19 protein-coding genes and 1 pseudogene are annotated in these 22,798 nt (G+C 71.6%); 5 read left to right on the forward strand and 15 right to left on the reverse strand.

The window, feature by feature from the left end; all coding sequences use genetic code 11:
- The 5 genes from ACQEWB_RS23670 to ACQEWB_RS23690 all read right to left on the reverse strand — a co-directional run bounded on the left by ACQEWB_RS23670 (position 1) and on the right by ACQEWB_RS23690 (position 7,562).
- The gene (locus tag ACQEWB_RS23670) at positions 1-2,490 is read right to left on the reverse strand and encodes a SpoIIE family protein phosphatase (protein WP_432834147.1); all 2,490 of its coding nucleotides are present in this window, start codon (positions 2,488-2,490) and stop codon (positions 1-3) included.
- Positions 2,491-2,555: 65 nt separating this feature from the next.
- Positions 2,556-3,311: a hypothetical protein gene (locus tag ACQEWB_RS23675; protein ID WP_432834149.1), complete on the reverse strand. Its 756-nt coding sequence runs from the start codon at positions 3,309-3,311 to the stop codon at positions 2,556-2,558.
- A gap of 27 nt (positions 3,312-3,338) precedes the next feature.
- Positions 3,339-5,171, reverse strand: coding sequence for a PEP-utilizing enzyme (locus ACQEWB_RS23680; RefSeq protein ID WP_432834151.1), 1,833 nt, complete (start codon positions 5,169-5,171; stop codon positions 3,339-3,341).
- 51 nt (positions 5,172-5,222) lie between these two features.
- The gene (locus ACQEWB_RS23685) at positions 5,223-6,296 is read right to left on the reverse strand and encodes a PEP/pyruvate-binding domain-containing protein (RefSeq protein ID WP_432834153.1); all 1,074 of its coding nucleotides are present in this window, start codon (positions 6,294-6,296) and stop codon (positions 5,223-5,225) included.
- 216 nt (positions 6,297-6,512) lie between these two features.
- Positions 6,513-7,562: a response regulator transcription factor gene (locus tag ACQEWB_RS23690; RefSeq protein WP_432834155.1), complete on the reverse strand. Its 1,050-nt coding sequence runs from the start codon at positions 7,560-7,562 to the stop codon at positions 6,513-6,515.
- A 134-nt stretch (positions 7,563-7,696) separates the two neighbouring features.
- On the opposite strand from ACQEWB_RS23690, the gene ACQEWB_RS23695 reads away from it, so the two are divergent.
- Entirely contained in the window at positions 7,697-8,140 is a 444-nt protein-coding gene (locus ACQEWB_RS23695; RefSeq protein WP_432834157.1) for a hypothetical protein, read from the forward strand.
- A 27-nt stretch (positions 8,141-8,167) separates the two neighbouring features.
- On the opposite strand, the pseudogene ACQEWB_RS23700 reads toward ACQEWB_RS23695, so the two are convergent.
- The 10 genes and pseudogenes from ACQEWB_RS23700 to ACQEWB_RS23745 all read right to left on the reverse strand — a co-directional run bounded on the left by ACQEWB_RS23700 (position 8,168) and on the right by ACQEWB_RS23745 (position 20,818).
- Positions 8,168-10,170, reverse strand: a pseudogene (locus ACQEWB_RS23700) (beta-galactosidase).
- Positions 10,167-11,480, reverse strand: coding sequence for a glycoside hydrolase family 36 protein (locus ACQEWB_RS23705; RefSeq protein WP_432834159.1), 1,314 nt, complete (start codon positions 11,478-11,480; stop codon positions 10,167-10,169). Before ACQEWB_RS23705 ends, ACQEWB_RS23700 begins: the two are co-directional and overlap by 4 nt.
- A 28-nt stretch (positions 11,481-11,508) precedes the next feature.
- Complete coding sequence (locus ACQEWB_RS23710; protein WP_432834161.1) at positions 11,509-12,396, reverse strand: carbohydrate ABC transporter permease; 888 nt, start codon at positions 12,394-12,396, stop codon at positions 11,509-11,511.
- Entirely contained in the window at positions 12,393-13,370 is a 978-nt protein-coding gene (locus ACQEWB_RS23715; protein ID WP_432834163.1) for a carbohydrate ABC transporter permease, read from the reverse strand. The genes ACQEWB_RS23710 and ACQEWB_RS23715 overlap by 4 nt, the downstream gene beginning before the upstream one ends.
- Positions 13,370-14,683 (reverse strand): ABC transporter substrate-binding protein, encoded by a 1,314-nt coding sequence (locus tag ACQEWB_RS23720; protein WP_432834165.1) that lies wholly within the window; start codon positions 14,681-14,683, stop codon positions 13,370-13,372. Before ACQEWB_RS23720 ends, ACQEWB_RS23715 begins: the two co-directional genes overlap by 1 nt.
- A 224-nt stretch (positions 14,684-14,907) precedes the next feature.
- Positions 14,908-16,677, reverse strand: coding sequence for a copper resistance CopC/CopD family protein (locus ACQEWB_RS23725; RefSeq protein ID WP_432834167.1), 1,770 nt, complete (start codon positions 16,675-16,677; stop codon positions 14,908-14,910).
- A 161-nt stretch (positions 16,678-16,838) separates the two neighbouring features.
- Positions 16,839-17,600: an SDR family NAD(P)-dependent oxidoreductase gene (locus ACQEWB_RS23730; RefSeq protein WP_432834169.1), complete on the reverse strand. Its 762-nt coding sequence runs from the start codon at positions 17,598-17,600 to the stop codon at positions 16,839-16,841.
- Positions 17,597-18,070: a cupin domain-containing protein gene (locus ACQEWB_RS23735; protein WP_432834171.1), complete on the reverse strand. Its 474-nt coding sequence runs from the start codon at positions 18,068-18,070 to the stop codon at positions 17,597-17,599. The genes ACQEWB_RS23730 and ACQEWB_RS23735 overlap by 4 nt, the downstream gene beginning before the upstream one ends.
- Positions 18,067-18,660 (reverse strand): GNAT family N-acetyltransferase, encoded by a 594-nt coding sequence (locus ACQEWB_RS23740; RefSeq protein WP_432834173.1) that lies wholly within the window; start codon positions 18,658-18,660, stop codon positions 18,067-18,069. The genes ACQEWB_RS23735 and ACQEWB_RS23740 overlap by 4 nt, the downstream gene beginning before the upstream one ends.
- Positions 18,653-20,818: a penicillin acylase family protein gene (locus ACQEWB_RS23745; protein ID WP_432834175.1), complete on the reverse strand. Its 2,166-nt coding sequence runs from the start codon at positions 20,816-20,818 to the stop codon at positions 18,653-18,655. The genes ACQEWB_RS23740 and ACQEWB_RS23745 overlap by 8 nt, the downstream gene beginning before the upstream one ends.
- A 92-nt stretch (positions 20,819-20,910) precedes the next feature.
- Here ACQEWB_RS23745 and ACQEWB_RS23750 point away from each other — a divergent pair, with 92 nt between their 5' ends.
- The 4 genes from ACQEWB_RS23750 to ACQEWB_RS23765 all read left to right on the forward strand — a co-directional run bounded on the left by ACQEWB_RS23750 (position 20,911) and on the right by ACQEWB_RS23765 (position 22,784).
- Positions 20,911-21,504, forward strand: a complete 594-nt coding sequence (locus tag ACQEWB_RS23750; protein ID WP_432834177.1) for an HhH-GPD-type base excision DNA repair protein — start codon at positions 20,911-20,913, stop codon at positions 21,502-21,504.
- 60 nt (positions 21,505-21,564) lie between these two features.
- Positions 21,565-22,233: an HdeD family acid-resistance protein gene (locus ACQEWB_RS23755; protein ID WP_432834179.1), complete on the forward strand. Its 669-nt coding sequence runs from the start codon at positions 21,565-21,567 to the stop codon at positions 22,231-22,233.
- A gap of 66 nt (positions 22,234-22,299) precedes the next feature.
- Positions 22,300-22,614: a hypothetical protein gene (locus ACQEWB_RS23760; protein WP_432834181.1), complete on the forward strand. Its 315-nt coding sequence runs from the start codon at positions 22,300-22,302 to the stop codon at positions 22,612-22,614.
- Between the two features lie 47 nt (positions 22,615-22,661).
- Complete coding sequence (locus ACQEWB_RS23765; protein ID WP_432834183.1) at positions 22,662-22,784, forward strand: hypothetical protein; 123 nt, start codon at positions 22,662-22,664, stop codon at positions 22,782-22,784.
- Positions 22,785-22,798 lie beyond the last annotated feature (14 nt).

Genomic DNA, 22,798 nt, shown 5'->3' on the forward strand with positions numbered 1-22,798 from the left:
TCACACCGGGTCGACCGGCTCCGGCCCCTCGTCCCGACCGGTCTCGGTCGGTAGGGTCTGCTCGCACCAGATCGTCTTTCCCGACCGGGTCTGCCGAGTTCCCCACCGCTGCGTCAGCTGTGCGACCAGCAGCAGGCCGCGGCCGCCCTCGTCGAAGGTCCGCGCCCGCCGCATGTGCGGCGCGGTACTGCTCGCGTCCGAGACCTCGCAGGTCAGCACCTGGTCGTAGATCAGCCGCAGCTGGATCGGGGAGCCGCCGTACCGGATGGCGTTCGTCACCAGTTCGCTGACCACCAACTCGGTCACGAACGCGGCTTCCTCCAGGCCCCAGGACGCCAGTCTGCGTACGCTCTCGGCACGCAGCCGAGGCACCGCCGCGGTGTCCGCGGCCACGTCCCACACCGCGACTCGCCGCGGGTCCAGCACCTGGGTGCGCACCAGCAGCAGCGCCGCGTCGTCGGCGGGGCCGTCCGGGAGCAGGGTCAGTACCACCTGGTCGCACAGGTGCTCCAGTGAATCGGCCGGCCTGGTCAGTGCCTGTCGCAGCGCCTCCGCTCCCTCGTCCACGTCGTGCTGCCGGGACTCGATCAGACCGTCGGTGTACAGCGCCAGCAACGTCCCGGGCTCCAGCGTCGCCTCGGTCGACTCGAACGGCACGCCTCCGAGGCCGAGCGGCGGGCCGGACGGAACCTCGAGGAACCCGGCCGTCCCGTCCGGTGCCAGGAGCGCGGGAGGCGGATGACCGGCCCGGGCCAGCGAACAGCGGCCCGACACCGGGTCGTACACCGCGTACAGACAGGTCGCGCCGATGTCCGAAGCCAGATCGCCGCTCGGGTCGTCCTCCGACTCCGCGGACATCTGGATCACCAGGTCGTCCAGCCGGGTCAGCAGCTCGTCGGGGGTCGGATCGACGTCGGCGAGGGTCCGCACGGCGGTCCGCAGCCGCCCCATCGCCGCCGCCGCGTATATCCCGTGCCCCACCACGTCCCCGACGACCAGGGCCACCCGCTCGCCCGACAGGCGGATCACGTCGAACCAGTCACCCCCCACCCCCGTACTCGGTGACGCGGGGAGGTAGCGCGAGGCCATCCGAACCGAGGAGTGACGCGGCAGCCGCTGCGGAAGCAGACTGCGCTGGAGCGCCAGCGCCGCCGTGCGCTCACGGGTGAACCGGCGCGCGTTGTCCAGACACACCGCGGCCCGGGCCACCAGGTCCTCGGCCAGGGACAGGTCCTCGGGCTCGAAGAGGTCCGGGGTCTCCCGGTTGCGGACGAACATCACCACGCCCAGCGTCGTGCCCCGTGCCCTGACCGGCACCAGCATCCACGAGTGCGTGTCGTAGCGGGCGACCTTCGCCTGCCGGGCCGGGCTCGAGGCCACCCAGGCGCGGATCACCGGGTCCTCCGTCCGGTACACGGCGGAACGTCCGCTGGCCAGACAGAGCGCCGCGGGTGAGTTGGCGAGGTATACGTCGGAGTCGTCGGCGGCGTCCTGTACCTCCGTCACGCCCTCGAACAGGTTCAGCTCGGCGATCCGGCGCAGCCGGACGGCCCCGGCCAGCGGCCCGGGGGCGGGCTCCTCGCCCCGCAGTATGACCTCCAGCAGATCGACGCGGGCGAAGTTGGAGAACCGGGGTACCACCACCTCGGTGAGTTCCCGGCCGGTCTGGGCCACGTCCAGGGTGCTGCCGATACGGACGCTCGCATCGTTCAGGAGCGCCAGGCGCATACGGTCCCGACTGGCCTGGGTCACGTCGGTCACGGTGGCGCACACGCCGAGCGTCCGGCCCTGGCCGTCCCGCAGCGGTGTCGCCGAGACGCTCAGTACCCGGGAGGCGGGCTCGCCCAGGATGCTGCCCTTGATCTCGCCGGTCTGCTCCTCACCCGTGTGCATGGCGAGCCGCATCCGTTCCTCCCATTCGGCGGCGTCCGGGCCGGCCAGGACATCGGTCAGGCGGCGCCCGCGCCGCTGTTCGTCCGGGATGCCGCTGAGGCGTCGCATCCGCTCGCTCTGCCACACGCAGCGCAGTTCGGCGTCGTAGACGGTGAACGCCATCGGAGCTGATTCCAGGGCCCACGTCGACAGCGCCTCCCGCTGCCGGAGCGCGGGCGGGCTCGGCGCCGGGCCGATCACCAGGACCGAACCCGGCTCGGTCCGGTCTCCGTCGGCGACCAGGGAATCGACCAAGGGATCGACCAAGGGATCGGCCAAGGGATCGGCCAAGGGATCGGGATCGGTCAGGGGATCGGTCAGGGGATAGCGGGTAACGGGCAGCATCAGCAGGCTGCCGTCCTCCTGTGGGACCGGCAGCATCGTGTGCCGGTCCTCCTGCGGTCCTTCGGTGTCGCCCAGTCCCAGCAGCTCCGCGACGGGCCGTCCCAGAGCCTCGGCGGCCGTGTGTCCCAGCAGGCGTTCCGCACCGGGGTCCCACCCGATGACCAGACCCTGCCGGTCGGTCACGGCCAGCCCGGAGACGGGGGACCAGTCCATGGCATCCAGCGTGGTGCGCGGTGTACCCATGGTCAATCCGAATGGTCGTGGCCTCAGCCGTATCCTCAGCCGTATCCCCAGTCGTATCCCTGATCGGATCCCTGATCGCATCCCTGGTCGTGGTCGCTGGTCGTCAACGGGGTCCGGCCCCGGAGCGCTCGCGCCTGCGGGCTGTGGCCGAGCCCGGCGATGGCGGCCAGCGCACCGGCGACCGCGCGTGCCGGCTCGGTGAGCAGCCGGTCGTAGGTCCCGGACAGGACCAGCCGAAGCGTCGGCTCGGCGTCGAGACGGAACCAGGAGCCGATGGTCCGCAACCCGTGCGGGGTGAGCCGCCACAGCTTGTCGGCGTCCTTGACCACCGCGTCGTCGGCGTTCAGGGCGTGCCGCCGGGTGTCGTGGCCGTCGACGATGGCGGTGATCCGCGCGGTCTCCTCCCGGGGGTATCCGATGTCGGCGAGGATGCGGGCGGCGATGGCGGCTCCTTCGGTCTCGTGCCGGCGGATCGTCGCGGCGTCGTGGGAGCCGGGGGCGATGGCCGGCAGGATGCGTGCGGGGTCCACGGCCTTCCAGCCGGTGTCGTGCAGCAGGATCGCCGGGAGCACGACCTCGGCGCGGGCTCCCGGCACCGCGCTCAGCAACGCGGTGGCGAGTCCGTACGCGTAGAGCGAGTGCAGGTCGTTGTCACGCACGTCGAGATACGGCAGGGCGCGGTCCCATATCTCGTGCTCGGTGCCGGTCAGGCTCACCAGTGCGGTCACCTCGTCCGCCGCCGGGACCCGGTACGCGTCGAGGGGAAGGGCGTCGAGCGGTTCGCGGGGCATGACGGTCTCCTGTCCCTGCGGGTGTGCTCAGTCGAGGAGGGTGACCGTGCCGGCGGTGCCGTCCACCCGGATCCGCTGTCCCGTCCTGATAACAGTGGATGCCGTCCCCGTCCCCGTGACCGCGGGGAGGGAGTATTCACGGCAGACGATGGCGGCATGCGACATCACCCCGCCGATGTCGGTCACGATGGCCCGTATCCGGCCGAACACCGGGGCCCAGCTCGGCGCGGTGACGGGCGCGACGAGGATCTCCCCGTCCTGTACGAGGTCCAGTTCGGCGGGGCTGCGGATGATCCGGGCGGCACCGTCCGCGACTCCCGGCGAGGCTGCCATGCCGGTCAGGTCGCCGGCGGCGGGGTCGGTCAGCCAGGACTGGACGCGTTCGCTGGTGATGCCCCACAGCATGATGCTGAACGGTTCCGTCACGGCCTCCGGCGGCCGGTTCAGCGCCGGGTCCGGGCGCCGGGACGCGAGGGCGTCCACGATCCGCCGCCGCCGTTGCGTCTCGGGCGGCCAGTAGGAGGTGCCGGCCGGGACGGAGCCCTGCGCCCAGGCGGCCGCGAAGTCGAACAGCGCACCGCGCACCTCGTCGCGGGTGAGGTAGAGCAGGTCGTTCTCGCCGGGCCAGAAACCCGCCCGGTGCAGCAGCGCGGACAACTGCCGGACCTTGCGCCAGAAGACGCCCATGGTCCAGTGCTCGATGTAGAAGTTGTGGTTCTCCACGTACGGGTAGACCTGGCGGGCGAGCCGCAGTTTGGCCTCGAAGTCCGCGCGCTGCCCGGAGTCGAGCAGGGCGGCGTACTCGGCGGTGACCCGGTCTCGTTCGGAGACGAGCGCGGCCACCCGCCGGTCGATGTCCTCACCGCGCAGCAGCCGCCTGACGTAGTCGCGCACGTACCCCAGGGGCAGCGAGGAGTCGTCTCGCCAGTAACGGTCGTCGCTGTAGAAGCCGTTGCCCGAGGTGAAGTTGAACCATGGGTCGCGGGCCGCCTCCCAGGCGGCCAGCCACTCGCGGCCTCCGGGTGCCCGGGTGATGGCGGCAAGGGGGTCGGGCGCGGTGAGCGGGTGCTCCAGGCCCAGTTCGACGGCGAGCTTCGCCAGCCTCTTCAGCTCGTCGTCCGGGCGGAACAGCTCCATGTCCACGCCCTGGACCATGGTCGCGATCCCCTGGTCGGGGATGTCGGGGAACCACTGTCGGCACGCGCGGAAGAGGTCCAGGTAGGCCGCGTAGCCGAGGTTGAGGAACTCGAAGTGGTACTGCCAGGCCCGGTGGCACAGCGCCAGGAGCCGGTCGTATCCGTCGAGCAGGGCGTCGGTCGCGTCCAGCCCGGTACCGCGCTCGATCTCCTCGTACGGCTGCGCGTGGGGCAGAGCGGTGAACCGGATCTCCTCCAGCTCCTCGATCGTGGTGCGGACCTTGCGCTTCCAGTTGTCCAGCAGCTCGTCCCAGTGCTCGAAGTAGTACCCCGCGCGCCTGAGGAACTCCGGTACGCGCGCCGCGGCCTCGTCCGGTGGCACGACGACCGGGCTGAGATAGACATAGCCCAGATGGACTCGGGACTCGATGCCGGACGCGGGCGGCACGAGGAAGTACCGGGTGTTGAACTGGCCCAGGCATTTGGCCGCCAGCTCGGGTCCGACCGTCTCGAACGGCTTGAGCACCGCGGGCCAGTGCTGGCTGTCGCAGAACCAGAACTTCGCCTCGTCCTCGGCGCGCCGCTCGGGCTGGAAGAGGACGTGATAGGGGTAGAGGCTCCGCCAGCCCTCGGCCCCGGCGGGCGTCGGCTGCTCGTAGGGGCTGGGGAAGGACCTGCGCGATCCGGGTGTCCGTCCGGGCGCCGTTCGCGGCTGGGTCGCCATGGCTGGATCCCTTCGTCGAGCCCGCGGTGAACCGGGGCGTGCAACCGGGTCTCAGGTCGGGCGGGTCCCGAGGCCGAGCATGGTGTCGGCGATGCTGGACACACCCGCTCCGGACACCACCGCGGCGGCGGTGCGCTGTCTGTTGCTCCAGACCGTCTCGGGCCGCGTCTGGAGCAACAGCACCCGAGGAACGCCGTCCGGAAGCGGGACGGGAGTACGGTCGATGGCCCACTCGATGTCCTGCGGGCAGCCGCAGCGGCGCTCGACGGTCTTCGCCAGCCGGGCGACGGCGACGACCTCAGCGGGGGTCAGGCAGGCCGCGTCCCGGCGGGCTTCGGCGACCGTGCGCCGGACGAGGCCGGCTCCGTCCGGCGCGGCGACGAGTTCATGGTGCTTGGGGGCCAACGCCGTCCGTACGGGGACGAGCAGTACCTTGTCCACGACGTAGTGGTCGGGGGTCATCTCCCCGGACACCATCGGCTCACCGAGCCCCCACACGGCATCGATGACGATCTTCGAGCGGTCGCCGTCGGACGGGTTCAGGGTCAGGGCCACGCCCGCTGTACGGGCATCGACCATCCGCTGCACACCGACCGCCATGCTCAGCCCCCGCTCGGGCACACCGCCCGCAAGGCGATAGCTGATCGCACGGGCTGTCCACAGGCTCGCCCAGCAGCGGCGTACGGCGTCGAGGACGGCGTCGGCTCCCCGCACCCACAGGTACGTGTCGTACTGCCCGGCGAAGCTCGCGCCCGCCAGGTCCTCCGTCTCGGCGCTGGATCGCACGGCCACCGGGACGTCCCCCAGGGCCTGGTAGGCACTGGTGACGGCCGTCGCGACCGTGGCCGGCACGGGCCGTTCGGTGACCAGTCGGCGGACCTCGGCGGCGCGTGCCTCGGTGTCGGCCGTGTCGGAGCCGTCGAGCCGGGCGAGGAGGGCGTCGATCTCCGCGCGCAGGCCGTCGCCGTCGAGCAGCGTGTCAAAGGCGTCGGCGGTCAACGCGAACCCCGGCGGCACCGCCAGCCCGGAGCCGGTCATCGCCAGCAGACCGGCGCACTTGCCACCGACCCGGACCGCGACCGGATCGGCGCCGGAGTCGAATGTGACGGTGTACAGGCACGTCATGGCACGGACCTCCGCACTGAAACGGCTGCCGTTGCCCGCCCCTCCACCGAGCCTACGGGTTCCTCACCGTGGCGGCAGATCCGGCGGCACGGCGGGCATCGCACCCCGGCCGATCGATGCGGCGCTGCACCGCAGCAACGAAGAAAGCCTACTTCCGCATCCGCCGGGTGCCGAGACCGGCGGCTGGTCCGGCGTACCCCGGCGGATCCGGGGCGTTCATGCCCCCAGTGCCCGCGCCAGCAGCATCACCCTGTTGTTCGTCGACGTCTTCGCGAAGATCGATTTCAGGTGGTCCTGGACCGTGTGTTCGGAGACCGACATGGCGTGGGCCACGGTGTGGCTGTCGTTGCCCTTTGCCACGTGGGACAGGACGTCGGACTCTCGGGGGGTCAGTGCGAAGGCTCTGGTGAAGAGGGTGAGGCGGTCCGGTGGCGAGGTTTCCTCCAGGGTCACGGCGATCGTGTCGCGGCGGTGGGTGGCGGTCGCGTCGGCTATGCGGGCCGCGCTCAGAGTGAGCCAGAGGCCGTCCCCCAGGTGGGCCCGGGAGCGGGCTGGGTGCGTGTCGACGCCCGCCTCGACGGCCAGGAGCTGGGCTGCTACGTCGTAGACGCTCGCGTGGATCGTCCCGCGGCCGTGGGCGGCGGGGGCCAGGCGGGTCAGGCAGGCGTGGGTGGCCGGGGTCTGGGCGAGGACCCGCAGGTCGGGGGCGAGGAGGAGGGCCAGGGGGCTGGAGCCTCGCGGGCGTGGCGGTCGTACGACGAAGGTGTGGGCCTGGCTGCGGCGGAGCGCCGTCGTGACCGGGGCGGTGAGGCGGGTGAGGTACGCCGACTCCTCGGCGGTGAAGTCGCGGGCGTAGCGGTAGAGGTCCAGGCGGCCCCAGCAGCCGTGGCGGTCCTTGAACGCCATCGACGCGATGTCCCGGACGCCGTGGTGCCGGAGCAGGTCGCGCCAGAGGAGGCTGGCGGCCGGGTCGGGGAGGTCGCTGAGCAGGGCCACGCCGTCCAGGGACGTCCAGCGGTGGACCTCGGTCAGGTATTTGAGGCGGGTCATCCGGGGGAGTTCGGGGAGGCAGGGGACCTCCGTGATCGGGGAGCAGCCCACCGTGGTCTCGGGGTCGGTGAGGAGGAAGTCGTACGCGTCGAACGGGGTCGCCGTGCGCAGTTCGGCGAGGAGGCGTACCCGCAGGGTCCGGGAGTCGGCGCCGGTCTCGCAGAGGCGGACCACACGGTCGTACGACCGCGCGTACGGGACCACAGGAACCGCCATGATTCGAGCGTACGTCGCAAATCCCCAGATTTCTGGGATGGGCCGGGCTCCGGACCAGGTCAAGCATGGGAAGAGGGGGCGGGAGGGGAGGAAAAGGGAGTGAGCGAAGAGGGGGCGGATCTAGGAGCCGGAACATGAACAGCAATCCGAACCTCTCCACCACCGGCGGTGGCCGGCGGCGGGTGGTCGTGGCCGGGGCCGCGCTCGCCCTCGCCGCGGCGGCCGCCCTCACCACCGCCGGGCCGGCCGGTGCCCGGACCGTCGCGGTGACCCAGCAGAGCACCGTGTCCGCATGGATCGACGGCTGGGGCGGCGGCACCGTCACCAGCAGCCCGGCCGGGATCAGCTGCCACACGACGGCCTGGGACCCGTACGGCAGCGGCGAGTCGCAGCCGAACCCGACCGGGCCCTGCTACGCGAGCTTCCCGGTCGGGACGGTGGTCACCTTCACCGCCACCCCGGACCCCGGGTCCTCCGTCAACGGCGGCCCGGACCCGGCCTCGCTGACCGTCCGGTCCGGGTACAACAGCGTGTGGGCCATGTTCTGCCCGAACGACGGACTGTGCTCCAGTTGGTGAGCGGATTCCCGGATTCTTCGAGCCCGGTCAGGAGCCGCGCGGCTCCCGGATCACCGAAACCCCGCCCGCCGGTACGGTCGCCGAGCCCGACAGCGGCTGTGCGGTGAGGAGTTCGGTCGCGTCCGGGGCCACCGTGACCTCCGCGGCGCGGTCCGTGTGGTTGATCAGGAACAGGTAGTCCGCCTCCGGGCCGCGCCGGAGCGCCACTTCGACGCCCTCCGGGGCGGTGCGTACCGGCTCGACGCCCGCCTCCGTGCGGATGCGGTCGAGGAGCGTGGTGAGGGTCTTCGTGTCCGGCTGGGTCGCCAGGTACCAAGTGGCGCCCTCGCCATGGGAGTTGCGGGTGACCGCCGGGACGCCGGACAACGGGCCGTCCGTGTACGACGTCACCGCCTCCGCGCCCTCCAGGCGCAGCCGCTCCGACCAGAGCGATCCCTTGCCGCCGCCGTCGAGGGCCACCGACCGGCCCGGCAGGAGCGGGAAGAGTTCGTCCGTGCGGACGCCCAGGGCCGTGCGGAAGGCTCCCGGGTAACCGCCCAGCCGGACGTGGCAGTTGGCGTCCACCATGCCGCTGTGGAAGCCGACCGCGAGGGTGCCGCCGGACGCGGCGAAGTCGGCCAGGTTCGCGGCGCCTTCGTCGTCGACCAGGTAGAGGCTGGGAGCCAGCACCAGGCGGTACGGCGACAGGTCCGCGTCGGGGCGGACGAAGTCGACCGCGACGCCCGCCCGCCACAGGGGCTCGTACCAGGCGCGGACCAGGTCGTGGAAGTTCAGTTCGCCGCTCGGCTGGGAGGGGAGTTCCAGCGCCCAGCGGGCGTTCCAGTCCCAGACGACGGCCACCTCGGCGGTGCCGGTGCTGCCGCGCACCTCCGCCAACGCCCGCAGGTCTGCGCCGAGTTGGACCACGTCACGCCAGATCTGGCTGTCGGTGCCGGCGTGCGGGAGCATCGCCGAGTGCCACTGTTCGGCGCCGGCCTTGGCGGCCCGCCACTGGAAGTAGGCGATGCCGTCGGCGCCGCGGGCCACGTGCGCGAGGGCGTTGCGGCGCAACTCCCCCGCCGTCTTGGCCCGGTTGACCGGCTGCCAGTTGACCGCGCCCGTGGAGTGCTCCATCAGCAGCCAGGGGCCGCCGGCCAGCGAGCGGACCAGGTCGCCGCTGAGCGCCAGGTCGATGTGGGACTCGGGGTCGGTGGACTGGAGGTAGTGGTCGTTGGAGACGATGTCCAGCTCGGGGCCCAGCGCCAGTAGTCCAGGGCGTCGAAGTTGTGCATCACCATGAAGTTGGTGGTCGCGGGCGTCGCCGGGGCCGCCTCCGACAGGACGTCGCGCTCCGCCTCGTACAAGGAGAGCAGGGCGTCGCTGCAGAAGCGGCGCCAGTCCAGCTGGTGGGTCGGGTTGGGGACCGCGCCCGTCGCGCGCGGGGGCAGGACCTGGTCCCAGTCGTAGTACCACTGGCTCCAGAAGGCGGTGCCCCAGGCGTGGTTGAGCTCGGCCAGGCTGTCGTAGCGGTCGCGCAGCCAGCCGCGGAAGGCCTCGGCGCTGGTGTCGCAGTAGCACTCGGCGTTGTGGCAGCCGTACTCGTTGTGGATGTGCCACATCACCACGGCGGGGTGGCCGGCGTAGCGGCGGGCCAGTTCGCCGGCCATCCGGAGGGCCGCCTCGCGGTAGGCGGGGCTGGAGGGGCAGAAGGTCTGGCGGCTGCCGTACGACAGTCCGCGGCCGTCCTTGTCGACCGGCAGCGCCTCCGGGTGCTTGACGAAGAACCAGGCCGGCGGGGCCGCCGTCGGGGTCGCCAGGTCGGCCGCGATGCCGTGGGAGTGGAGCAGGTCGAGGATGCGGTCCAGGCGGGAGAAGTCGTACTCGCCCTCGGCGGGTTCGAGCAGCGCCCACGAGAAGATGTTGACGCTGACCATGGTGACCCCGGCCTCGGCCATGAGGCGCATGTCCTCGGCCCAGACCTCCTCGGGCCACTGCTCGGGGTTGTAGTCGCCGCCGTACGCGATGCCCGGCACGTTCAGGGGCAGGCTCATTCGTCAACTCCAGACAGGAGACGGCGTGTTGTGGTCACGCCCCACTCGTCCAGGGACAGCAGGCGGTCGCTGGACGCCATCAGGCCGCCGGTGGCCTCGACGTGGGCGGCCCAGCGTTCCCGGGTCTCCACCGCGGGGCGGGCCATCAGGCAGTCGGGGTCGTTGACCCAGAAACGGCCGTGCTGCCACTGGCGGCCGACACCGGTGAACTCGGCCGGGTCCTGCCCGGGTTGGCTGTAGTCGTCGGCCTCGGAACGGCGGTGCGGGGCCGTGTCGGGGCTCACCCGCATCGCGTCGAACAGGCCGATGGACGCCAACAGGGGTGCGCCGCAGCCGAGGAGGTAGGCGTCCTCGCCGATAGCCGCGCGGATCGACGAGATCCCTTCGCGGTACGCCGTCAGCGCGTCGACATCCGCGTGGCGTACGCCGTCCAGCGCGCCCGCGTAGAGGAAGTCGACCTTGAAGTAGTCGTAGCCCTCGGCGCGCAGGGTGCGGAAGACCTCGGTCAGGCAGGCCGCCGCCTCGGGGTGGGTGGTGTCCAGGACGCGCAGGTCGTGGCCCCAGTTGCGGCCGGCGTGGGTGAAGCCGCCGTCGGGGTCGCGGACCAGCCAGTCGGGGTGCTCGGTGGCCAGGTCGCTCGCCGGGTCGACCAGGAAGGGGGCCGTCCAGATGCCGGCGCGGCGGCCGCGGGCGCGGATGGCGTCGGCGATGCCCGCGCGCGAGCGGAAGCGGCCGGAGAGGGTGAGCCAGTCGCCGAGGGCCTTCTGGTAGCCGTCGTCGATCTGGACGACGTCGATGGGCAGGTCGAGGGTGTCCATCGCACGGAGGTTCTCGTGGATGTCGTCCTCGGTGACGTCGGTGAAGTACTCGTACCAGGAGCACCACACGGTCGGGGCCGGGCGCGGCGCCGGCACCTCCTGCGAGGTGGCCCAACTCGCCAGCACCGACTGGATGTCGGGGCCGGTCCACTCCTTCACCGGGCCGTCCGCACCGACCTCGGCCCGGTCTCCCGTCACGGTCAGGCGGATGGACGGGACCTTGGCGGTGGGGTCGACGGCCGCCCACAGACGCACGGCCGAGCCGTCTCCGGGGTCGAGCGCGAGCAGTCCCTCGCCCTGGAAGGTCCCCTCGGGGACGGTGACGCCGGGGCGGTAGCAGACCGTCGCCCAGTTGTCGTTGGTCGGGCGGTACGGCTTGTCGCCGAGGGCGTAGGCGCCGCTGGGGCTCCAGGACTGCCAGCCCTCCTCGTGGACGCGGGCGTTGCGCGGGTCCACGAGGAGGGAGGCGACGGGAGTGAAGGGGTGGGGCACGGTCGTTCTCTCTCGGAAAAGGAGGGCGTCAGCCCTTGTTGGCGCCCAGCGTCAGACCGCTCACGAACTGCCGCTGCAGCACGAAGTACACGATCAGCGTCGGGATCGCGGTCAGCAGGGCGCCCGCGGCGACCAGGTTCGGGTCCGTGAAGTACTGGCCGGAGAGGTTGTTCAGGGCCGAGGTGATCGGCATGTTCTCGCCGGTCGAGATCAGCACGATGGCCCAGAAGAAGTCGTTGTAGATCCAGATGGACAACAGCGTCGCCAGGGCGGCCATCGCCGGCTTGCACAGCGGCAGCACGATCTGCCAGTACATCCGCCACACCGAGGCGCCGTCGACCAGCGCGGCCTCGGTCAGCTCGTGCGGCAGCATCCGCATGTAGTTGCTGAGCACGAAGGCGCAGAAGCCGGACTGGAACGCCACGTGGATCAGCACCAGGCCGAGCGCGGAGTCGTACAGCTTGCCGCTGGCGGTGATGCCGGGCAGGTCGATGAGGAGGTACATCCGGTACAGCGGGGTGATGATGACCTGCTGCGGGAGCAGGTTGCCCGCGGTGAACACCAGCAGGAGCGCGATGTTGAGCCGGAAGTCGAAGCGGCTGACGTAGAACGCGACCATCGACGAGAACAGCAGGGTCACGAGCACGGCCGGCACCGCGATGATCAGCGTGTTGCCGAAGTAGTGCATCATGTCCGACTGCACGAACGCGTTCTTGAAGTTGTCGAAGGTCAGCTTGTCCGGCCAGGACACGTAACCCTTGTTGCTGGTCTCCGAGTACGGCCGCAGGGCCGCGAAGACCGCCCAGAGCAGCGGGGCGAGCCAGGCCAGCGAGGTGACGACCAGGAACGTGTGCAGCAGGACGCGGGCCGGTCGGACCGGGGTGCGCTGCTTGCCCGGCGCGGTCAGGGTGCTCATGCGCGCCGCTCCTTCCGGAAGGTCGCGATCAGGTACGGGATGATGACCGCGAGGGAGATCACCAGGAGGACTACGGCGATCGCGGAGCCGTAACCGATCCGGCTGGACTCGCCGATGATGTTGTTGGTGATCAGGATCGACAGCAGCTCGGTGCCCTGGGCGCCCTTGTTGAAGACCCACACCAGGTCGAAGGCGCGCAGCGCCTCGATGATCGTCACCACGAGCACCACGGTGTTCGTGGGCCGCAGGGTGGGGAAGATGACGTTCTTGAACGTCTGCCACTCGTTGGCGCCGTCGAGGGCGGAGGCCTCCCGCAGGGAGGGGTCGACGCCCTTCAGGCCGGCCAGGTAGAGGATCATCATGTAGCCGGTGTGCCGCCAGGAGGCGGCGACCAGCACGGCCCACAGGTTCAGCTTCGGGTCGCCGATCCAGTCGATGTAGTGGCCGGGCTTGTTGGCCCCGATGAGGCTGTTGATCAGGCCGGTGTCGGGGTTGTAGACCAGCTGCCAGACGAAGCCGGTGACCGCGAGCGACATCACGACCGGCAGGAAGAACGCGGTCTGGTAGACGCGGCTGAAGCGGATGTTCTTGTCCAGCTGCACGGCCAGGAACAGGCCGAAGGGCGTCGGGATCAGGATCAGTACGACGAACCAGATGACGTTGTGCTGGACGGCGGGCCAGAACTGCGGGTTGTCGGTGAACAACTGACGGAAGTTGTCCAGGCCGACCCACTTGATGGAGTCGAAGCCGATGCCGTCCCAGGTCGTGAAGGCGAGGGCGATCGAGGCGATCGCGGTCAGCCAGACGAGGGCGACGTGCAGGACGGTGGGCACGCCCGCCATGAAGGCGAGCGTGACGCGGTCACGGCGGGTCAGCAGGCGCTTGTGGCCCTGCGGGACCCGCGTGACGACAGGCGCGGGGCCCGGAGACGGCTCGGCCGTCTCCGGGCTCTTCGTGGGGGTCTCGGAGCTCATCAGGACGCGAAGATCGTCTTCTTCTGGCGCTCGATCGAGGAGAGCAGGCTGTCGACGCCCTTGGGGTTCTGGAGGAACTTCTGGAGGCCGGGCTGCATCACCGTGGAGGTGAAGTCCGGGCGGGAGTCGCGGTCCATGAACTGGGTCAGGCTCTTGGCGCTGCCGATCATCTCGAACGCCTTCTTCTGGAGCGTCGAGTACGCGGCGGTGGAGGCCTTGTTGGAGGCGGCCACGACGCTCGGGTCGCCCTTGAGGTAGAGCTCCTCGGCGGCCGGGGTGCCCAGGTACTCCATGAGCTTGGCGACGCCGTCCTTGTTCTTCGGGGACTTGCTCACCATGAAGCCGTCGGTGGGCGCCTCGACCGTGTCCTGGCCGAACGCGGAGTTGATCTCCGGGAAGGCGAAGAAGTCGAGGTCCTCGAGGTCGGCCTTGTTGGTGAACTGCTGCGCCACGAAGGTGCCGAGGAGGTACATGCCGGCCTTCTTCGACACCAGGGTCTGGGCGGCGTCCTGCCAGGTGCGGCCCATGAAGCCGTCCTGGTGGTAGGGGAGCAGCTCGGACCAGTGGTCGAAGACGGCCTTGACCTTGGCGTCGGTCCAGGCGGCCTTGCCGGCCATCAGCTCGACGTGGAAGTCGTAGCCGTTGAGGCGGAAGTTGATCTGGTCGAAGGTGCCCATCGCGGGCCAGGCGTCCTTGTCACCGAAGGCGATCGGGACCAGGCCGTCCTTCTTCATCTGCTTGCACAGGGTGATCAACTGGTCCCAGGTGGTGGGGACTTCGTAGCCCTTCGCCTGGAAGACGCTCTTGCGGTAGAAGAGCGCCCAGGGGTACGTGGTCATCGGGACGAAGTAGTACTTGCCGTCCGCGCCCTTGCTGAGCTTCTTCATCGCGTCGGGGAAGTTGTCCCCGATCTTCGCCCACACGTCGTCGATCGGGGAGGCGAGGCCCTTCTGCGCGAAGAACTGCATCCGGTACCCGGCGAACCACTTGAACACGTCGTCCGGCGTGCCCTGGAGGTAGGAGTTGATCTGCTCCTGGAAGGTGTTGTGGTCCTTCGTGTTCACCTTGACGGTGAGGCCGGACTGCTTCTGGAAGGCCGAGTACACGGCCGCGTACGCCTTCTTCGGCACGGCGTCCGAGTCGTTGGAGCCGACGCTGACGGTCTTGGTGTCGGACGAGCTGGTGCTGCTGCCGCAGGCGGACAGCAGGGGGATTCCCGCACCGGCGACGAGGGCGGCGCCTCCGACTCCCCGCAGCAGGCTGCGGCGGCTCGGGGAGGGAAGGGAGAGACCCGAGGGGGAGAGGTCTGTCATAACGGCTCCTGAGGGCAGGGTTCGGTCACGGCTGCGCCACGTCGAAAAAAGTCGAAACCGACCAGAAATCAACTCGACCGAACATCGTGGCGGTAATAACAGCCCCATGTCCGGTCATGGGTCAATAGCCACCCAAGAGCTTTGTGGAAACGTAACCGTCACGATTGTGATCATTCTCGTTCGAGCGTTCGAACCTACGGTTACGGAATGTGCCGGAATGCGTCCTACCGGATGTGCACGGCCTTGGTCACGCTCACCTGGTCGATGTCGGAGGTCCGCACCGTGACCTTCATCGTCCAGGTTCCGGCGATGGGAAGCGTGAGGCTGTTGGTGCCCCAGTAGCCGCCCAGGTTCTTGATCCCCGCGTCCAGCGGGCCGATCTTCCGCTCCTCGAGCGTGAAGGAGAGCCGCAGCTCAGGGACGGTGGAGATGCCGCCGTCGGGGCCGAAGACCACCGCCTGGACGTTGTTCTCGCCGACCCGGCCGGGGTCGAGGGTGATCTGCACCTTGCCGTGGCCGTTCGGGGTGCCGACGTCGAACGGGATCGTGGTCACGGACGCCGCGGGCAGCCCGACGGCGGACGCGGGCTGCCCGGCCGCCTCGGCGGCGGCGCGGCCGGGGAGGGTGCCGGTGAGCACGGTCGTGATCACCAGGACGAGGACGCCCACGGCGACTTCGGCGAGCACGGAGCGGCGCAGGGCCCGGCGGTGTACGTCGCCGGTGGTGGGGCCGTCTGTCGCAGGGTCCGCAGCGGAGTCGGCCGCCTCCCCCGACACGGGCAGCGCCGGCCCGCCCACCGCCTCCGGGACCCTTTCCCGTACGACCGCCTCGGCCGGGGCCGCCACCAGCCGAGCCGTCCACCGCCGGGAGAGCCCCGCCAGGGCCACCAGCAGCACCACGGCGGCGATCTTGGCGATCAGGAGACGGCCGTACGTCGTCCCGGTGAGCGCGCTCCAGGAGCCGAGGCCGCGCCAGGACTGGTAGACGCCGGTGACGACCAGGACGGTCACCGAGGCGAAGGCGAGCCGGGAGAAGCGGGCCACGACGGCCGCGGCCACGTCGGTGGCGCGCAGCAGGATCAGCAGCGCGGTGAGCCCGCCCAGCCAGACCGCCATCGCGAGCAGGTGCAGCACCGAGGAGACGACGGCCACGGGCACCTGGATACCGGCGGAGGCGTGCTCGGCGAGGGCCCAGGTGAGGGCGAGGGCGACGGAGAAGGCGGTGCCGGCGAGGAGCAGGGGGCGGCCGGGGGAGACCGATCGTTTGCGAAGGGTCACGAAGGCCACCGCGGCGATCAGCAGCAGGGCGAGGCGGGCGAGCAGGACCAGCCCGGGGCGGCCCGTGAGGGTGCGGGTGAAGGCCGACGCGCTGAAGGCCGTCCCAGGGGCCGTGCCGGTCTCGTAGGGGGCCCGCAGGACCAGCAGGACGGCCGAGGTGCCCAGGAGGGTCCACCAGCCCGTCAGCAGGGGCCTGCGGAGCGGGGCGCGGTCCGTGGGGCGGCACAGGGCCGCGAAGGCCGCCGTGCCGATCAGGAGGGCCGCGGCGAGGTAGGCGAGGTAGCGGGCGATGTTGTAGAGGCTGGCGGTGGCCGGGTTCTCGACCGGGCCGGTGTCCACCGAGGCGACCGTCGCCGAGGGTTTGCCGACCGAGAAGGTGAACGCGCCCGACACCGGGTGGCTGTCGGCCGACACGACCCGCCAGGCCACCACGTAGGTGCCCTCGGCGAGCTTCGCCGGCAGCCTCACCTGCGCGGTGTCGGAGCGGCCGGAGGCGTGCCGGGCCTCGCCCGTGCTCACCCGGCGGTTCTCGGGGTTCAGGACGCGGAAGGAGTCGTCGAGCAGGCCGACGGACTCGGTGAAGGTCAGGGTGACGGAGCGGGGTGCCGACTTGAGGACGGCGGCGTCGGCGGGGTCGCTGGACTTGAGGGCCGCGTGGGCCGACGCGGGCCCCGCGCCGCCGAGGACGAGCAGGACCAGCACGGCGCCCAGCAGCACCAGCCCTTGAACTCCGCGCTGTCCGCGGAGTCCGCGGCACCCTCGACGCCCTCGCCGTCCGCCATCCGAACCGTCACACCCCACGTCGTATCTCCGTCGTCGGACTCGCCGCCTTCCCGGTACGTACGGACGCGAGCGCCTCCGTGCTCACCGCGTGGGGCTCACCACGTCGGCCGGGCCGAGACCCCACCGTCCACCAGAAGGTCGTGTCCCGTCACCCAGGAGGCGAGCCGTGAGGCGAGGAACACGCAGGCGTCCCCCACGTCCTCCGGCCGCCCCAGCCGCCCGAGCGGCGCCGCCGCCCGCCACCGCCGCACCCCCTCCGGCCAGTCCTCCGCCAGCCCTTCGCGCCCGATCAGGCCCGGCGAGACCGAGTTGACGCGGATCCCGTACGGCCCGTACTCCAGCGCCGCCGACCGGGCGTGCATCACGACGGCCGCCTTGGACGCGCTGTAGTGCGCGTGCCCCGGCGCGGGCTGCCGTCCCTCGACGGAGGCGATGTGCGTCACCGATCCCCCGCGCCCCCGCTCCCGCATGACCTCGGCGGCAGCCTGCGTACACGCGAACACACCCGTCAGATTGGCGTCCAGGACCGCCCGCCACTCGCCCGCCGTCATCCCGGGCAGCTCCCGAACCGGCTGCACCCCCGCGTTGTTGACCACCGCGTCCAGCCCACCACCCCACTCGGCCGCCTCCCGCACCACCCGAGCACACGCGTCCTCGTCGCGGAGATCCGCCCGGAGTACGACGGCCCGGCCGCCCGACTCCTGGATCCGTCCCGCCACTTCACGCGCCGCCGCCACCGCCGTACGGCAGTGCAGCGCGACCGCGGCCCCCTCCTCGGCGAACCGCAGCGCGATCCCCCGGCCGATACCGCCACCCGCGCCCGTGACCAGCGCGACCTGTCCTTCGAGGAGTGTCATGGACGGGAGAGTCCCAGGATGCGGTCGGCGCGGTCGGGATACCGCGCCGCCAACTCGCCCGCGTCCCCGTGCTCGTACCCCTCGAAGGTGAACCCGGGCGCCATCGTGCAGCCGAAGAGCGTCCACGCCCCGCCCGCGAGCACCCGTCCGCCCATCCAGGTCCCGGCCGGGACGGTCAGCTGGACGTGCTGACCGCTGAGGACCTCCGGGCCGAGGACGGCCGTCGTCGAGGTGCCGTCGGGGGCGAGGAGCAGGAGTTCCAGCGGGTCGCCGAGGTAGTGGTGCCAGATCTCATCGCTCGGCAGGCGGTGCAGGGCGGAGAAGTCGTCCGCCGTCAGCAGGGCGACGATCGCCGTGCCCGCCGGGCGCCCGTCGGGGTGGTCCGGACCCGCCCAGGTCTGGCGGTAGAGGCCTCCTTCGCGGGGTATCGGCTGCAGTCCGTAATGGGCGACGAGATCTTCAGGGGTCACGCCGGGAAGGCTATCTCCCGCTCCAGGAAAGCCAGTTGGGCCTTCTTCTCGGGCAGGTACACGTCCGGGATGTCGATCTCCGGCAGCACCACGACCTCGCCCGCCACGAAGCCCTGCCGCAGGAAACGGTCGACCGCCCTCTCGTTCCGCACATCCGGATCGACCACCACCCGGCGCCGGTCCAGCCCCAACAGGACGTACGAGGTCACGGCGGTGAGCAGCGCCGCCGACCAGCCGGACCGCGCGCCGCCCTCCCGTGCGGGCGCGAGCAGGAGGTGGATGCCGATGTCGCCGTCGCGCACCTCGTAGCACTCGCTCACGCGGTCGGCCTCGGGCTCGTAGGTCTGGAGGAGCCCGACCGGTTCGCCGTCCCTGACCAGCAGGAAGGCGTGGTGGGTGTCGAGGGTGTCCATGTGGGCGTAGATCTCGGCCACTTGGTCCCGGGTGAGACCGTTCATCCCCCAGAAGACGGCCCGCTCCTCGCGCACCCAGCGGTGCAGCACGTCCGCGTCGGCGTGCGCGTCGAGGGGCAGCACGCGGACGGCGCCGGTGGTGTGGACGGCGGTACGGGTGTCGTACAGGTCAGACATCGCTCTCCTTGCTTTCCTTGCTCTCCTTGCCGAGCCGGTCGAAGTCGGTGACGACCGGGACGAGATCTCCCTTGAGCCACAAGGGGAGTTGATCGGTGTGATGGGGCGAGCCGGGGACACCGGACGCCCCGAGCGGCACCACCCACAGGCTGTCCTCGCGCCGGGCCAGGTCCCACACATAGCGGGCGGCCGGACCGCGCGCGCTCAGGTCGGTCAGCCCGGGCACGCTCGAAGTGCACAGCACGCAGTCGTGGTCGCCGGACAGACCGGGTCCTTGGTACGACGGCTGCGGCAGCGCCCGCCAGGGCACGAGGCGGTGGGTGTCGCCCCAGGTGCCGGCGGGAGGCTCCGCCGCCACCTCCTCCAGGGCGGCCCGTACGACGTCCGGCCGGTCGATGCCGTACAACTCCTCGGCCCGCAGCAGGTGTTCGAGGGCGAAGGCGATGCGCGGGAGCAGCGCGAGCCAGGGGAGGAGGACCTCGGGGTAGGCGGGCGGGACGGCGAGGGCGGCGAAGGCCGGGTGGGCCGCGAGTCGGCGGACGACCGCGCCGCGCACCGCCGCGTAGGCGGCCGCGTCCGTGGAAGCGGCGTCCATGCGGCGGTCCCAGCGCAGGAGGCGGTCGCGGAGGACGGTGGCCTCGGGGGACAGGCCGGGCAGGGCCGCGAGGTGGTCCAACAGGGGTGCGGCGGAGGCGAGATGGGTGTCCGTGTGGATCGCGGGCATGTCGCCGGCCGACCAGTGGTCCTTCTCGGCGAGCAGGGCGGCGATGCGGTCGGCGCGGTGCGGCGGGGCGAACTCCACGCCGAACGGGGTGGCCGGGCCGCGCTGGTTGGCCATCACAGCGACGCCGTCGGCCAGTCCGGCGTGCGGCATCTCCTCCCAGCCGCGCCACTCGTACCCCGGCTCCCAGGCCGGCACCGGCCGCACCCGGTTGACCCCGGCCCGCACCGGCACCCGCCCGGCGACCCGGTGCAGCAGGCCGCCCTCGGTGTCGGCGGCCTGCACGACGTTGACGGGCTCGGCCCACAGGTCGAGGGCCCGGTCGACGTCGGCGACGCGGCGGGCGCGGAGCAGGGGGAGCAGCGCGCTGAAGCCGAGGTCGGAGCTGACGCGGGGTGGGTGGCGGAGGGCGAGGGCGAGGGGGACGGCGGCCGGGTTCCCGGCCTGTCCGGCAGGTGAGGCGGCGGGCGTGCCGCCGCCCGGCAGCGCCCCGTCCACCTCCGCCACCCCGCCGTCCAGCCCCTCCGGCCCTCCGACGATCACCGGCCCCCGCTCCGTCTCGATCACCTCGACCTCGACCGGCGGCTCCCCCGCCACCTCCACGGTCTCCGTGTGCCGGGAGGCGCGGCGCCAGCTGCCGTCGGGGTCGAGGGCCTCCACGCCCGCGCCCGTGCGCCGCAGCCGCTCCCGGTACAGGTCCTGGTAGTCGGCCATGGCGTTGGTGATGGCCCAGGCGACCGTGCCGGTGTGGCCGAAGTGGGCGATGCCCGGGACGCCGGGGACGGCGAGTCCGACGACGTCGAACTCCGGGCAGGAGAGGTGGATCTGCTGGTAGACGCCGGGATCCTCGATGAAGCGGTGCGGATCGCCGGCAATCAGGGCGTGCCCGGTGATGGTCCGACCCCCGCTCACCAGCCAGCCGTTGCTGCCGGAGGTGCCGGGTCCGTCGGTGGCGAAGAGCCCGACGGCCTCCTCGCCCAGGTGCCGGATCGCCTGCTCCCGCCAGAGCTTGGCCGGGAAGCCCGCGAAGAGGATGTGCGTGGCGAGCCAGACGCCGAGCGGGGTCCAGAGCTCCCAGCGGCCGGGGGTCAGGCCGACGCGCTCGAACTCCGGGGCCGCGCTGCCCGGCAGCTCCGCGTTGATGCCGTCGACGTACGCCCGTATCCAGTCCGCCGTCTCGGGGTCCCGTTCCGCAAGCGCCGCCCAGCAGCGGCGGGCGGTGTCGTCGAGGCGGGCGCGGCGGGCGAGCAGGTCCCAGGGGAGGGCCTCGGTGCCGAGGAAGGCGGCCGAGGTGCCCTGGACGCGGTGCCGCTCGACCTCCAGCTGCCAGGCGCGGTCGCGGGCGGTGACGGCGCCCTGGGCGCGGGCGAGTTCAAGGGCGCCGTCGGCCCGCAGATGCGGGATGCCCCAGGCGTCCCGGTGGATCTCGGTCGTCACGCTGCGACCCTCCCTGCATCTTAAGGTTAGCCTTGCCTTAGTAAATGGTGGTGGAATCGTACGCGAGGCGTGAAAGAGGGATGATCGGGGTCATGGACGTCACCCTGCACCTCGCCCAGGACCCCGAGGCCGACGAGCTCCTCGGGCGCTCCCCGCTCGCCGCGCTCACCGGGATGCTGCTGGACCAGCAGGTTCCGATGGAGTGGGCGTTCAAGGGACCGCGCACGATCGCGGACCGGCTCGGTCTGGACGACCTGGACGCGCACGAGATCGCCGCCCAGGACCCGGAGACCTTCGCCGCGCTGCTCTCGCAGAAGCCGGCCGTGCACCGCTACCCGGGCTCCATGGCGAAGCGGATCCAGCAGCTGTGCCAGTACCTGGTCGAGCACTACGACGGGAACGCCGAACTCGTCTGGAAGGGCGTCGCCGACGGACCGGAGCTGCTGCGCCGCCTGGAGGAACTGCCCGGCTTCGGCAAGCAGAAGGCGCGGATCTTCCTCGCGCTGCTCGGCAAGCAGCTCGGCGTACGGCCCAAGGGCTGGCAGGAGGCCGCCGGCGCCTACGGCGAGAAGGACTGCCACCGCTCGGTCGCCGACATCACGGGCCCGGAGTCGCTGGCCAAGGTGCGCGCCCACAAGCAGGAGATGAAGGCGGCGGCCAAGGCGGCGAAGGCGACCGGGAAGTAGCCGTCAGCCGGGTGGGTCCCAGGGGTGGCGCCGGGGCGCTCGCGGGTCCAAGCATGGAACATGACCGACTCTCCGAACGCTTCGTCCTGGAGTCCGGAGTCCGATGACCGCAAGGTCCACGCAGCCGGACATGCCACAGGCGCTCCCCCGCCCGAGCCGCCCTTCGAGGGCCCCCTGCACGCACTGTCCAAGGCCGCCTGGCAGGTCGTCCTGCTCACCGGCGTGGCCTCCCTGATCCTCGGCATCCTGGTCCTCGTCTGGCCGGGCGCCTCGCTCCTCGCGGCCGGTGTCCTCTTCGGCCTCTACCTCCTCTTCAGCGGCGTCTTCCAGCTGGTCGCCGCCTTCGGCACGCACCGGACGACCTCCCTGCGCGTCCTGGCGTTCATCAGCGGCGCCCTGTCGATCCTGCTCGGCCTGTTCTGCCTGCGCGGCCCGATGCGCTCGATCCTGCTGCTCGCCCTGTGGATCGGCATCGGCTGGCTGATCCGCGGCATCACCCAGACCCTGGCCGCCGCCTCCGACAGCTCCATGCCGGCCCGCGGCTGGCAGATCTTCCTCGGCGTCCTCACCTTCGTCGCCGGGATCGTGCTGATCGACTCCCCCTTCGAGTCCGTCGCCGTCCTCACCCTGGTCGGCGGCATCTGGCTGGTCGCGGTCGGCGTGGTCGAGATCATCACGGCGATCCGCATGCGGGGCCGGGCCGAACGGCTGGTTCCCCGGCCCTTGTAGCCCGTTCGGGCGGATCTCGCCCCCGGCGTGCCTGACGACGGGCGTGTCGGGGGCAGACCACCTCCCGTGAGCACCGCACGCCGTCTCCCGCCCAGCCGCGTCTGGCTGCGGGTGCTCGTGCTGCTCTTCGCCCTGCTGCTGCCGGGCGTCCACACCGAGGTGCACGCGACGCCGGTCGCGTCCGTGGAGACCGTCGAGTACGACGTCCTGGACGTGGCCGTACGGCCACCGGCCGACGCCGTCCGCCGGGCCGCCGTACCCCTGCGCCCCGCGGCCGTCCCGGCCCCGGCGCCAACCGCCACCCGGGGTCGCCCCCGGCAGGCGCCGCCCGTGCCCCCGTACACCCTGCGCGCCCTGCGCACCGTGGTCCTGCGCTGCTGACCGAGCCCGCTCCGGACAAGGTCAGTCACGACGCGAGGAACACAGCCATGCCCATCGACCCCTACGCGGTCCTGCGCGCCCTGCTGCGCGCGGAGGCGGCGCGCAGCGCGCCGAAGCCGCAGACGAAGCAGCCCCAACCGAAGCGGAACCCCGAGAAACCGGCCCGCTGACCCGGCGGCGGCCC

Source organism: Streptomyces sp. CA-249302, assembly GCF_050936785.1.
GTDB lineage: Bacteria > Actinomycetota > Actinomycetes > Streptomycetales > Streptomycetaceae > Streptomyces.